This window comes from Flavobacterium panici (genome assembly GCF_903819335.1).
In the GTDB taxonomy this organism is placed as follows: domain Bacteria; phylum Bacteroidota; class Bacteroidia; order Flavobacteriales; family Flavobacteriaceae; genus Flavobacterium; species Flavobacterium panici.
Genome location: NZ_CAIJDE010000033.1, coordinates 1 through 14000 on the forward strand (window position 1 = coordinate 1; position 14000 = coordinate 14000).

Consider the following 14000-nt stretch of genomic DNA (forward strand, 5'->3'; position numbering starts at 1 on the left):
GCTTTTTAAAGCGATGATGAGAGTTTGTTGTTATATGGTAGCTTCTTTTGGGCTGTATCAATAAGTGATTAGCCCTGAGTATATTAAAAAATTTATCTCGCTGGCTTCGCTTAACATAACTTGTTTGTTTTTCCATAACGATCTTTTTTTTGTATCGCTATTTCAGGACAAGACATATATAGAAAATAAAAAACCTTGGTTATCGCCAAGGTTTTTTTTATGTCTTTTTTTGCCACAGATTAAAAGAATTAAAATGATTTTTTTATCTGAATGTTTTTAATCTCGCAAAGTCGCGAAGGCGCAAAGTTTCCCCATTTTTGTCATTTCGACGAAGGAGAAATCTCCACGAGAAGCTCGACAAAGATTAATTGTTGCAGAGTTACTTGCGGAGATTTCTCCTTCGTCGAAATGACAAATATTACTTTTAACTTTTTCTACACTTTACGAGGCTTCGACTTCGCTCAGCCTGACAAAGCAGTTCAAAAAACTTTGTGTCTTTGTGCCTTCGTAGCAAAAATAAATTAAGCCGGAATCTGTTGGCTTAAGCAATGCAGTGTCCCGAATCCCCAGATGAAATCTATACAACTTATTCCGATTACTTCTCTGTCTGGAAAACATTCTGAAAGTATATTTAAAGCTACACGATCGTTACTGTCATTAAATGTCGGCACTAAAACGCAATTATTTAAAATTAAGAAATTAGCATAACTTGCCGGTAATCTTAAATCTTCAAAATCTACACGTTTTGGCATTGGCAATGCTACAATAACCGGCGATTTTCCGTTTTCTAGTTTTGCGTTTTGTAAACGTTTCAAATTATCTTGTAAAGGTTTATAATTTGAATCGTTTTTATCCGTTTCAACAATAGTTACGATTGTATCTTCATTAACGAATCGGCATAAATCGTCGATGTGTCCGTGTGTATCATCACCTTCTATTCCATCTCCAAGCCAGATAACATTGGTAACTCCTAGATATTCTTTAAAAACAGCTTCGTAATCTTCTTTGGTAAAACCTTGATTTCTAACCTGAATTGTTGGATGCATTAAACATTCTTCAGAAGTCAATAAAGTTCCTTTTCCGTTTACATCAATTGCACCGCCTTCCACGATTACAGGTTTTCCTTTATATGTAACCTGAGTTAACGGCACATCAATAAAATCAGCCACTTTGCCCGGAACAAATTTATCCAATTGATAGTTTTTATATTTTGCCCAGCCGTTAAAGTTGAAATTTAAAGCTTCTCTTTTTGAACCATTTTTCACAATAATCGGCCCGGAATCACGCATCCAGCTTCTGTTTGTTTTATGGATTATATAGGAAACATTTTTAATATTAACACGAGCTCTTTCAAGCATTTCGGCTACTTTTTCTTTTAGCTTTTCATCGGCTACGACCAAAAAAACAGTTTCAAAAGTGGCTACTTTTTTAATAAATTCTACAAAAGCCCATTGAACTGCTTCATATTTTCCCGGCCAGTCGTTACCGTTATGCGGAAAACATAATACAATGCCTTGTTGTTTTTCCCACTCTGCTGGAAATCTTCTATTATTTGCTGCCATAAAAAAGTTCTAATTTTTAAAAGTGTACAAAGATAAGCATTCGTTAGGATTTTAAAACATCTGAATAAAAATCATGTATTATTTCACAAAGAATATCTTCCAAAAATTAAGTTAAAGATTAAATAATGAAGGCTTAATATTCGACCGGGATTGGCTAATTACATTTGGCAAAAACTAAAACACTAACAAATGAAAAAAGTAACTCTATCCTTATTAGCAGCTTTATTTTTAATGACTAGCTGTAATAACGATGAAAACTCTAACAACGAAGAACAAGAAGTTGTTGTAAATGAAAATCCTGCCACTTTTAAAGAAATTGGTTCAATTAAAATTGGAGATGCTGCTGCCGCTGAAATCTCTGCTTACTGCGAAAAAACAAAAAGACTTTTTACTGTAAATAACAGTGGAACGAATCAAATTGATGTTATTGATTTAGCTGATCCAACAAAACCGGTTAAAATTGGCAAAATTGATTTAGCTGCTTATGAAGGTGCTTCAAATAGTGTTTCTGTTTTTGATGGGAAACTGGCTGTTGCTTTAGAATCAACTACAAACAAACAAGGAAACGGAAAAGTTGTTGTTTTTAACACAAGCGATTACAGCTTAATAAAACAAGTTACAGTTGGTGCATTGCCAGATATGATTACATTTTCTGCTGACGGAAAATATATTATGACTGCTAATGAAGGTGAGCCAAATACTGATTATTCTCAAGATCCAAACGGAACTATTTCTATTATCGAAACTAGTAATTATACTGTTACAACTCTTGATTTTGCTTCTTTCAGCAGTCAGGCTGCGGCATTAGCTAAAGACGGATTCAGAATTTCTAAGTTTGCTAAAAGCTTTGCTCAGGATATTGAACCAGAATACATTACAATTTCTGATGATTCAAAAACGGCTTGGGTAACTTTGCAGGAAAACAATGGTGTTGCAAAAGTAGATTTGACTTCAAAAACTATTATTGCAATTTACCCTTTAGGATTAAAAGATTACAATACGGCAGAAAATGCTATTGATGTAAGTGATAGTGACGATAAAATTGCATTTAGCCCATGGAAAGTTAAAGGATTATATATGCCGGATGCTATCAGTCATTTTTCATCTAATAATGTTCCTTATTTTGTTACTGCTAATGAAGGTGATGCAAGAGAATATGATGCTTATACGGATATTAAACGTATGAAAAGCTTAAAGCTTGATGCAACGGTTTTTCCTGATGCTGCTACTTTAAAATTAGATGCTAATTTAGGAAGATTGAATCTTATTACTGATATGGGAGATACTGATGGTGATGGAGATTTAGATGAAATGGTAAGTTTTGGTGCAAGATCATTTTCTATCTGGAATGAAAACACTGGAAAAATTGTTTATGACAGTAAAAATGATGTTGACAAAAAAACGAATGAATTAGGAACTTACGATGACAAACGAAGCGATGATAAAGGTTCTGAGCCAGAAGCTGTAGTTGTTGCCAAAATGGGAAATCAGAATATTTTGTTTGTTGGTCTTGAAAGATCTGATGCTTTTATGACTTATGATGTTACAAATCCTGCTTCACCTCAATATTTACAAACTGTAAAAACGGGTGATGCTCCAGAAGGTGTACTTTTTATTCCTGCTTCAAAAAGTCCAACTAAAAGAAGTTTAGTTGTAGTGAGCAGCGAAGGCGATGGAACTATAAAAATATATCAGCCAGATTTAAAATAACCAGTATTTTAAAATTCAAAAAAGGGTGAAATTTAGATTTTACCCTTTTTTTTTGCTAAAAACAAAAGTTTAATTAATGTATTTTCAGATTCTTAGACAAAACAATGGGAATTATGTAAGACGGGATACAACACATTCCAAAAATGCCAGCCCTACTTTTGCTAAGAGTTTAAATAAAAGCCGAATTAAATTTTTTGATATTATGAAAAAGAAATTAGCATCTGTATCTCTTTTACTATTAGCCTTCGCTGCAAATGCACAAATGACTACAACGTCTACAACACCAAGTATTGAAAAGCCAGAATATAACAAATGGTCTATCGAATTAAATGGTGGTGTTAATAAACCAACAAGAGCCATGACTCCGGGATATGCTACTGAAAGCCTGAATTTGTTTCATGGTGATTTAGGTGTAAGATATATGTTTAATCCAAAGTTTGGTGTAAAGTTAGATGTTGGATACGATCAATTTACAGAAAAAGACAATACTCCTGATTTTGAAAGCCGATATGTACGTGCAAGTTTACAAGGGGTTATTAATGTTGGACGCGCCTTAAATTTTGAAACATGGACAAATACTATTGGGATTTTGGCTCATGGAGGTTTTGGAGTTTCGCAAATTAGTACTGAAACCGGTTTTGGCGGTCAGGATTATATGGCGCATGGAATCGCAGGTTTGACAGGACAAATTAAATTAAGTAACCGAGTTGCTTTGACTGGTGATCTTACCGGAATTATTAACGGAAGACAAAACTGGAATTTTGACGGAATGGGAAATACTACAACCGATTCTTTTGATGGTATTTTATTGAATGCATCTGTTGGTTTGACTTTCTACTTAGGTAAAAATGAAAAACATGCTGACTGGTATTCTGAAGAAAATGAAAGGCTAAATAAATTAGAAGACAGAGTTACTACTATTGAAACTGGTCTTATTGACAGTGATAAAGATGGTGTCGCTGATCTATATGATTTAGAACCAAATACAATTGCCGGAGTGGCTGTAAATACAAAAGGTCAATCTATTGACAATAATCAAAATGGTGTACCGGATGAATTGGAAAGCTATTTAGAGAAAACATACGGACAAAACGGTAAAGGTGCAACAAACAGCACTGTAGAAGAATTAATTAATGGAGGATATGTAAATGTTTATTTCGATTTTAATTCGTCTAAACCAACAAACGCTTCTTTATCTGGTGTTGATTTCTTAGTGAAATATCTAAAAAATAATCCTGGAAAATCTGCAGATATTGTGGGTTACGCTGACGAAATTGGAAAAACAAGCTACAATACTGAGTTGTCAAGAAAAAGAGCTGAAGCTGTGAAGAAAGTTGCTGTTAATGCGGGAATTGATGCTTCAAGATTGAATGTAATTGCGAACGGAGAAGATACTTCAGTAAACAAAAATTCAAAAGAGGCACGTCAAATCGTGAGAAGAGTTACTTTTCAGGTAAAGTAAATTATATATTACATTAAAAAAGGCGGTTTCAAATTATTGAAACCGCCTTTTTATTTTATATAAAGATAAATTATTTATCGATTGCTCTTTTTGTAATATCTCCAAAAGCATCAATTCTTCTATCTCTAAAGAATGGCCAGTTTTGACGAACATTTTCCTGTAAATCTAAGTCAACCTCAGCAATTAATATTTCTTCTTTATCGTGAGATGCCTGCGCTAATATTTCTCCTTGCGGGCCAGCAATAAATGATGCTCCCCAAAATTGGATTCCTTCTGTTCCTTCAAGATATTTTTCAAGACCAATTCGGTTTGCTGCCGCAACGAAAACACCATTTGCAACGGCGTGGCCTTTCATTACGTTCATCCATGCTCCGTATTGATTTTCTCCGTATTGTTCTTTTTCTTTTGGATGCCATCCAATTGCTGTTGGATAAAATAAAACCTCAGCACCTTTTAAAGCTGTAATACGAGCCGCTTCCGGATACCATTGATCCCAGCAGATTAATGTTCCAACCGTTCCTTTTTTAGTCTCGATTGCCTTGAAACCTAAATCACCTGGCGTAAAATAGAATTTTTCATAAAAGTGCGGATCGTCTGGAATGTGCATTTTACGGTATAAACCAGCTTCTGTACCATCTGTATCGATGATATAAGCGCTGTTATGGTAAATTCCTGCCATTCTTTTTTCGAAGAAAGGAACAATAATTACTACTCCAAGTTCTTTTGCCAATTCGCTAAAAGCAATAAATGAAGTGCTGTAAAGCGGTTCTGCTAATGCAAAATTGTCTACATCTTCGCTTTGGCAGAAATAATGACTGCTATATAATTCAGGAAGTAAGATAACTTCTGCGCCTTGACTTGCCGCATCTCTTACCCAGCTGATACATTTTTTTAAATTATTTTCGGCTACATCATTCAGGTTTAACTGAATTACCGATATTTTATATTTTCTTTTCGACATGACATAAAATTTAGAGTGCAAAAATAGTAAATTTTAAAGGAATGGCAAAAGCGCGGTATTTTATAATATAATTAAATGTGTAGATATCTTTAAATAAAAAACCATCTTACATCAACTTAAATTAAATTGCTGCAAGATGGTTTTTCAACCCAAAAATTCAGGTAAATTAATCGATAACTACTGACTTAGTTATGAATTCTGTTTCTGACTTTTTGAATTTGATAACATAAGTTCCTTTTGATGGTGCCAAAAAAGTATATGTTGTATGCAAAGCAGTAGGTGTTTGGTTTGGACAAGTTGTATTAGGATATTTTGCTTCTACCTGAAATCCTGTGTCCTTACCCAGTGATATATCAGCGATTCTATCAAATTGACCGCAAGCATTATCTACAATAAAAGATATTTCATAATTAATTTCGACATTTACTTTCCCTGTCGCAGGTCCGCTGATTGCCGTAACATTTGCTGCTCTAGAAGTAGTTTCGGTTGTTTCTTTACCATTATTATCGTCACTACTGCATGAAACCAAAGAAACAGATAAAAATAATACTGCTAAAACTGACTGTAATTTAAAAATCTTCATATAAAATTAATTAATTGTTTATTGTTATAAGATGAGGCTAAAGTACAAAGGTTGCTTGAAAAAATGCTAAATTTTTATAATTTCTTAAAAATAAAAACCATTTTACATCAGTTTAAAAATTAAACGTCTGCAAAATGGTTTTACCACCTAAAGTAATCAACTCAGAATTAGTCTATAACAACTGACTTAGTTATGAATTCTGTTTCTGATTTTTTGAATTTGATTTCAACAGTTCCTTTTGCAGTTGCTTTAAATTTATAAACTGTTTTTTTAGGATCTGGAACTTGCTGCGTGCAAACTCCTGTTGGATATTTCGCTATAACTTGTAATCCATTAACGGCTCCAATTTTTACTTCAGAAATTTTATCGAATTCTCCACAAGCATTATCAACAACGTAAGTTACTTCATAGCTTAATTCGTCATTCACTTTTCCTGTAGCTGGTCCACTAATTCCTGTAACTAATGCTGCTTTTGAGACTGAATCGTTTACTGTTTTCTCGTCGTCATCATTATTACATGAAACAAATGCAATTGACAAGAATAAAACTACTAAAACTAATTTTAATTTAAAACTTTTCATATAAAATAATAATTTAATGTTATAATATGAAGATGTGGGATAAATAAAATGGTTGCTTTAGCCGAATGTTAATTTGGAGAATAAAAAGAGTAAACTTTTGTAATTGAGAAACTTATCCGATAAAAATATTTTTAAAAAGAAGCATAATTTCTTATGAAAAACAAAAAAATCTCGTTTAGCCCCGATAGAAACGACATCCTTTTATGGTCTCGTTTTTTTACGAGACCATAAAAGACATAGTGGATAGCGGGACAATAGGTATTTTGAAAATTGATAATTCTGCTTCAAAAAAAAACACCGGTCTTTCGACTGGTGTTTCATAAATTATATGATGTTATTTTTAGACTATTGTTTTTTCTTTTTAAAAATCTTTTTAAAGACATTCACAAATCCTAAAACAACAAGCCCTAAAGCCAATCCAATTACAAATTCTTTTATAATGGAAGGAATCTTAATTTCTTCAGATAAATGATGGAAATATGGAATGTAGTGCACAAAAATACCTCCGGCAACTAATATCAAAGCTATTGTACCAATTACGGTTAGACTTTTAATAACTAATGGAAGTGCTTTAACTAAAATGTTCCCGATGAATTTTGATATGCTTTTTTCTCTTTTACTAAATTTAATAAGCTTATACCCTGCTTCATCCATTCTAACAATTAGGGCTACAATACCATAAACTCCTATAGTTGCGATTACTGCAATGATTGATGTTACGATAATTTGTTGTGTAATAGGCTTGCCTATTACAGTTCCCAGTGCTATAATTACGATTTCGACAGATAAGATAAAATCGGTTACGATTGCTGATTTTATTTTGCCTTTTTCGGCTTCTAAAATTTGTTCTTCTGTTAGAACTTCTTCGGTAATTCCTTCTGATTCCTCATGTTCATGAGGGAAAATAAATTCGTATATTTTTTCGGCTCCTTCATAAGCCAGGAAAAGTCCTCCAAGAACCAAAATTACAATGATTGCAACAGGAAAAAATGCACTTAATAGAAAAGCGACAGGCAAAATAATAATTTTGTTAAGGAGGGAACCTTTACTAATTGCCCACAATACAGGAAGCTCCCTTGATGAAGCAAACCCAGAAGCTTTCTCAGCATTAACTGCCAAGTCATCACCCAGAATACCAGCTGTTTTTTTTGCTGCAACTTTACTCATTACTGCAACATCGTCCATAATTGCTGCGATATCGTCTAATAGTACGAAAAAACCTGATGCCATTATATTTTGTCTTTGTTTAAATTTAGTTGTGCGAATTTAAGACTTTTTATGCTGATGTTTTTAATGATTTGATGGATTTAATTTTTAACTGCACTGACCTAATAATAGCCAGATAATTACAAATACGAGTATAGTTCCAAAACATCCGCCGCCTAATTTTTTCGCTCCATATCCGGCGATTAATCCTCTAAATATATTGTTCATGATAATTAAATTTTATGTTATAGTAAATTTGAGAATTAAATCAGAATTTCTGTTTATATGACTTTTGAAAAAAGTTTCATTATTCACGGATATAAAAAAACACCAGCCTTTCGACTGGTGTTTCCTCCTCAAAAAAATAATTAACCAAACAAATTATAGTACGGGTTGTGTTTGATTTCTAAAAACCAGCTTCCCGTCGAAAGCATCCAGTAAGATGATGCTGTCTGTTGTTATATTTCCTGCAAGAATTTCTTTTGACAATTGATTCAGAACTTCTCTCTGAACAATACGTTTTACAGGTCTTGCACCAAAATGCGGATCATATCCTTTGTCTGACAAGTAAGCGATTGCTTCTGGAGTTGCATCCATTGTAATTCCTTGCAATGCCAGCATTTTTGTAACGCTCTTTAATTGCAGGCTTACAATTTTTGAAATATTATCTACTGTAAGCGGCGTAAACATTACAATTTCATCTATACGATTTATAAATTCAGGACGAACGGTTTGTTTTAATAATCCTAAAACTTCATTTTTAGCAGCTTCTGTGGCAGCTTCAACGCTTCCTTTTAGGTTTTCAAATTTTTCCTGAATAATATGACTTCCCATATTAGATGTCATAATGATAATCGTGTTTTTGAAATCAGCAAGGCGGCCTTTATTATCAGTTAATCTACCTTCATCTAAAACCTGCAATAAAATATTGAACGTATCCGGATGTGCTTTTTCGATCTCATCTAACAAAATAACTGAATATGGTTTTCTACGAACAGCTTCAGTCAATTGACCACCTTCATCATAACCTACATATCCCGGAGGCGCACCAACTAAACGGCTCACGCTGTGACGTTCCTGATACTCGCTCATGTCAATACGAGTCATTGCATTTTCGTCATCAAAAAGATATTCTGCTAATGCTTTTGCCAGCTCTGTTTTACCAACTCCGGTTGTTCCTAAAAATAAGAATGTTCCAACAGGTTTTTTCATATCCTGCAAACCGGCGCGGCTTCTGCGAACGGCATCACTCACAGCTTCAATTGCTTCTTCCTGACCTACTACACGTTTGTGTAATTCATCTTCAAGATGCAATAGTTTTTCTCTTTCTGTCTGAAGCATTTTCATAACCGGAATTCCAGTCCATTTTGCTATAACTTCTGCAATATCTTCTCTTGTTACTTCTTCTTTAATTAAAGAATTACCTGATTGAAATTCCAATAATTGTTTTTGCAATGCTTCCTGACGTTCTTGTGCTTCTTTTATTTTTCCGTAACGAATTTCGGCTACTTTTCCGTAATCTCCATCACGTTCTGCACGTTCTGCTTCGTATTTAAAATCTTCGATTTCTAATTTTACAGCCTGAATTCCATCAACAATATCTTTTTCAGATTTCCATCTTGCGTAGATTTCGTTGCGCTCTTCTTTCAGGTTTGCCAAATCCATGTGCAGGATTTTCAGTTTGCTCTCTTCTTTCTCACGTTTAATGGCTTCTATCTCGATTTCCAACTGCATTATTCTACGATCCAAAACATCTAATTCCTCCGGTTTTGAATTGATTTCCATACGAAGTTTCGAAGCCGCTTCGTCCATTAAGTCAATCGCTTTATCCGGTAAAAAACGGTTTGTAATATAACGCTGCGAAAGTTCAACAGCGGCAATAATCGCCTCATCTTTAATTTGTACTTTATGGTGCGTTTCGTATTTCTCTTTAATTCCGCGTAAAATTGAAATCGCACTTTCCGTATCCGGTTCGTCGATTAGTACTTTTTGGAAACGTCTTTCAAGCGCTTTATCTTTTTCAAAATATTTTTGATATTCATCTAAAGTTGTAGCTCCAATTGCTCTCAACTCTCCACGGGCCAAAGCTGGTTTCAGGATATTAGCAGCATCCATTGCACCTTCACCTCCACCCGCGCCTACTAGCGTATGAATTTCATCAATAAACAAAACGATATCTCCTTCGGCAGCGGTAACTTCTTTTACAACTGATTTTAAACGTTCTTCAAATTCTCCTTTAAATTTTGCTCCGGCGATCAAAGCCCCCATATCTAATGAGAAAACGATTTTATCTTTTAGGTTTTCCGGAACGTCTCCATCAACAATTCTGTGCGCTAAACCTTCTGCAATTGCGGTTTTACCAACTCCGGGTTCACCAATAAGCATTGGATTATTTTTTGTTCTACGGGTCAAAATCTGCAATACACGACGAATTTCTTCATCACGGCCAATTACCGGATCCAGTTTTCCTGTACGCGCTAATTCATTTAAATTTTTAGCGTACTTATTTAATGAATTATAGGTTTCTTCGGCAGAAGCAGAAGTTACTCTTTCACCTTTACGTAATTCTTCGATTGCGGCTTTTAAACCTTTTCCGGTAACTCCCTGATCTTTTAAAATTTGAGATACTTTGCTTTTTGAATCAAAAATTGCCAAAATTAAATGTTCTATCGAAACGTATTCGTCGTTCATTTTTTGTGCAATGATTTCTGCTTCATTCAAAGCTTTGTTTGCATCTCTGGAAAGTAAAATGTCACCTCCTGAAACTTTTGGAAAACTCTGAATTGTACTGTCTAAAATTTGTAAAAACAAAGGCACATTTACGTTTAATTTCTTTAAAATAAACGGCGCGACGTTTTCATCAACTTCAAAAATTGCTTTGAAAATGTGTTCATTTTCAATTTGCTGCTGGCCATTTCGCTGCGCTAATTGCTGCGACAATTGAATGGCTTCCTGCGATTTAATAGTAAATTTATTTATGTTCATATTTTTTAAGATTTGATTGATTTTTGTTTTTAAATATTCGATTACATTAAAGTTACAACTTATTGAGGTACATTTTTAACTCAAAAGATTTAACTTTGTTTTCTAATATTCAAATTATATTCCACAGTAAAAACAAAGACAAAATGACGTAAAAAATCTGATTTTAATCAGTTTTAGATGTCAAAAAGTCATAAAACAAGCCAAATATGAGTTTTTTAAATTCAATCTTCGGAAGTTCTGAGAATTCAGATGCTCCAAAAAGTAAAGTTAATTGGACTGAATTGACCGATATTCATCAATTAATGGAAATCGAAGCCATATCTAATGAAAAACCTGTTGTAATTTTTAAACACAGTACAAGATGCAGTATCAGCCGTATGGCATTGAAACAATTTGAGAGAGAGTTTGATCTTGAAGAAGTTGTTGATGCTTATTTTCTTGATCTAATTGCACATAGAGATATTTCTAATGAAATTGCAAGTAAATTTGGGGTTTACCATGAATCGCCGCAATTAATTTTAATCAAAAACGGAAAAGCAGTTTACAATGTTTCTCACAGTGATATCGATGCTGAAGCTTTGAAAAGTAAAGTATAGTTTTTGCCACAGATTAAAAGGATTAAAATGATTCTTTTTTAGCCACGAATTACACAAATTTTCACGAATTGATTTGTGTAAATTTGTGTAATTCGTGGCGACTTGACAAAGATTAGAAAATCATTTTAATCTTTATAATCTGTGGCAAACCTAATTTAAAAGCTTTCTCCAGATCCGCCGCCGCTAAATCCTCCTCCTCCAAAATCCATTGGCGACTCCGTTTTAACTTCTGGTTTCATGCCAAAAGTTGAAGCAACAATTAAAGCCTGAGCATTTAAAATTGCTGTTGAATGATTGATTCTGTCTGGTTTAAAAGTTAATCCGGATTCTTTATTTTTTAATTTTTGTATGGAGAAATAAGCAATTACAAACATCACTAATCCGCCAATAGTCAATGCAGCTTCAATTGGTAAAACCGAATAATAAAATCGAATGGTAAAAACAGTAAAAGCTATTGCTCCAAAACTTATCCAAAGCATGACTCTGTCTTTCGTTTTTAAAGCCTGAACCAAATATACAACTGGAACTATAAACGTAAATGCGTAAAAGAAATAAGCAAACGGAATATCCTGTCCGGGCTGAACATCAATTCCTAAAAGTTCTGCAGAAAGTTCTCTTACAACCAAATAATTACAGGAAAGATAAAACAGAATTAAACAGAAACTATTGGCTAATAAAAGTCCGTTGTAATAGTAAACTTCTTTTAAATTCTTGATCTTTTGTTTTGTAAAAAAATAAAATCCTGCTGAAGCCAGCATTGCCACAAAAGGTAAAATTGTTTTACCAATATCTCCAATTTCAAACAGACCGAAAAATAAAACTGCTGAACCTGCCAAGCAAAAAACAAGCATAGAAAGTAGATGCAGGTATCTTTTATAGGTTAAAAAAGAAGCAATGGCAACAAAAATAGCGGGAGTTAATCCAGTTTCAAAATCTTCTGTAAGTATAAAAACTGCTCCGCCTACATTTAAAAGTATTCCTAAAATAAAAGCATCGTCTAAGCCGTGTCTGTAATATTTGCTATTCGACAAAAATTCAGCACCTGCAATACCAACACCTGCAAAAAGAAAGCAACAAATTTTAAAAAAAGATTCCGCGCCTGATAATGCAATTAAAGAGATAAAGCTGCAAATCGATGAATATAGAAATGATCCCAGCAGAAAAAATCCTAAACGAACTAAAATGTTATTTTGGATTTTGAAAGATGGTAATTGATTTCTAATTATTTTTTTTTGCTCTTTACTTATAAACCCTCCGCTTTCAAGGGAATCAGCTTCTTGAGTTAAAAATAAATTATTTAGTAAATTTTTATCGTGTACTATCATTCGGCTATTTCTTTATTGAAGTTTTTAATCAGTTTTATAAACAATACTATCGAGCCAATAAAATAAACTGGTAATATCATTATAAATAATACCCATATATCGCCAAAATCAATATGTTCGAAAATTCTAAATATGAAAATATTAATGCCAATGTAGGCGTAAACAATCATAAAAATGTATAGTGAAATCGCTTTGAGCTGATGGCTTATTTTATAAAAATAAACAGATGAACCTGCTAAAATTAAAGAGAAAAGAAGCCATATAATATCTTCACTAACCATATTGCTTATTGATGCAATACTTATAATATGCAAAGCAAATGTGAGATAGACAAGCGCAAAATGTGTTTTTAAATTAATTCTAAAACTATAAACTGTCCATAGAATCAATAAAAATCCAAGCATAATTGCAGAATAACTCAAACTTTGATTGTCATAAAAGTTATTATTGCTGTTAAAAATATCCTGAGGCGTTACCGAAAGTCCAACGTAAGCTGCCAAACCTGTAACGGCAATCGTAAGAACACTTTTATTATCAAAATAATAAGCACAAAAGAAACTGACAATTGTGGGAACTAAAGTCGCTAAACCATAATGTGTTCCAAATACTTCATATTGAAACTGAAGATATCCTATAAAAATACAGGTGAGAACATTTGCTGTTAAAACTATATATTCCAGAAAATGACTTTCTGTTGTGGTTTCTGTTTTTTGAAAACCTTTGGAATTTTTAAAACAGTAATAAAAACAACCACAAATAAGAACAAACAAAATCGCCAGAAGTGCAATATGTCCAATGCTGTCAATATTGTCATAAATAAGAATTCCAATTCCGGATGTGAACATTAAAACCGAAATCGAAAGTAACAGTTTTAATTCGACATTAAGCGAGAAAATATTGAGGCTTCGATATTCTTTTATTTCCTGAAACTGATTTTCGGTAATTAAGTTTTTCTCAAAAAGACCTTGAGATGCCTGTTCGTCAAATTGCGTCATGTTTTTATTTTAAAAATGATCAATTCTCAAATTT

General features: G+C 33.2%; 11 protein-coding genes. 3 read left to right on the forward strand and 8 right to left on the reverse strand.

Annotation, left to right across the window (positions count from 1 at the left end; translation table 11 throughout):
* Positions 1 to 521: 521 nt before the first annotated feature.
* Positions 522 to 1562: an agmatine deiminase family protein gene (locus FLAPXU55_RS05860; protein ID WP_180856940.1), complete on the reverse strand. Its 1041-nt coding sequence runs from the start codon at positions 1560 to 1562 to the stop codon at positions 522 to 524.
* A 189-nt stretch (positions 1563 to 1751) separates the two neighbouring features.
* Between FLAPXU55_RS05860 and FLAPXU55_RS05865 the strand changes: the two genes are divergently transcribed.
* Positions 1752 to 3272, forward strand: coding sequence for a choice-of-anchor I family protein (locus FLAPXU55_RS05865; RefSeq protein WP_180856941.1), 1521 nt, complete (start codon positions 1752 to 1754; stop codon positions 3270 to 3272).
* A 202-nt stretch (positions 3273 to 3474) separates the two neighbouring features.
* Positions 3475 to 4734, forward strand: coding sequence for an OmpA family protein (locus FLAPXU55_RS05870; protein WP_180856942.1), 1260 nt, complete (start codon positions 3475 to 3477; stop codon positions 4732 to 4734).
* Positions 4735 to 4804: 70 nt separating this feature from the next.
* Here FLAPXU55_RS05870 and FLAPXU55_RS05875 read toward each other — a convergent pair whose 3' ends face one another.
* The 5 genes from FLAPXU55_RS05875 to clpB all read right to left on the reverse strand — a co-directional run bounded on the left by FLAPXU55_RS05875 (position 4805) and on the right by clpB (position 11050).
* Positions 4805 to 5695, reverse strand: coding sequence for a carbon-nitrogen hydrolase (locus FLAPXU55_RS05875; protein ID WP_180856943.1), 891 nt, complete (start codon positions 5693 to 5695; stop codon positions 4805 to 4807).
* 166 nt (positions 5696 to 5861) lie between these two features.
* Positions 5862 to 6278, reverse strand: coding sequence for a hypothetical protein (locus FLAPXU55_RS05880; RefSeq protein ID WP_180856944.1), 417 nt, complete (start codon positions 6276 to 6278; stop codon positions 5862 to 5864).
* A gap of 167 nt (positions 6279 to 6445) precedes the next feature.
* The gene (locus tag FLAPXU55_RS05885; RefSeq protein ID WP_180856945.1) at positions 6446 to 6859 is read right to left on the reverse strand and encodes a hypothetical protein; all 414 of its coding nucleotides are present in this window, start codon (positions 6857 to 6859) and stop codon (positions 6446 to 6448) included.
* 345 nt (positions 6860 to 7204) lie between these two features.
* Positions 7205 to 8089: a DUF808 domain-containing protein gene (locus FLAPXU55_RS05890; protein WP_180856946.1), complete on the reverse strand. Its 885-nt coding sequence runs from the start codon at positions 8087 to 8089 to the stop codon at positions 7205 to 7207.
* A gap of 357 nt (positions 8090 to 8446) precedes the next feature.
* The gene (clpB, locus tag FLAPXU55_RS05895) at positions 8447 to 11050 is read right to left on the reverse strand and encodes an ATP-dependent chaperone ClpB (protein ID WP_180856947.1); all 2604 of its coding nucleotides are present in this window, start codon (positions 11048 to 11050) and stop codon (positions 8447 to 8449) included.
* Between the two features lie 206 nt (positions 11051 to 11256).
* Between clpB and ytxJ the strand changes: the two genes are divergently transcribed.
* The gene (ytxJ, locus tag FLAPXU55_RS05900) at positions 11257 to 11646 is read left to right on the forward strand and encodes a bacillithiol system redox-active protein YtxJ (RefSeq protein ID WP_180856948.1); all 390 of its coding nucleotides are present in this window, start codon (positions 11257 to 11259) and stop codon (positions 11644 to 11646) included.
* Positions 11647 to 11801: 155 nt separating this feature from the next.
* Here the strand turns inward: ytxJ and FLAPXU55_RS05905 are convergent, their stop codons facing one another.
* Positions 11802 to 12971 carry a hypothetical protein gene (locus FLAPXU55_RS05905; RefSeq protein ID WP_180856949.1) on the reverse strand — a complete coding sequence of 390 codons (1170 nt, stop codon included), beginning with the start codon at positions 12969 to 12971 and terminating at the stop codon, positions 11802 to 11804.
* Entirely contained in the window at positions 12968 to 13966 is a 999-nt protein-coding gene (locus FLAPXU55_RS05910; RefSeq protein WP_180856950.1) for a DUF2157 domain-containing protein, read from the reverse strand. Before FLAPXU55_RS05910 ends, FLAPXU55_RS05905 begins: the two co-directional genes overlap by 4 nt.
* Between the last annotated feature and the right edge of the window lie 34 nt (positions 13967 to 14000).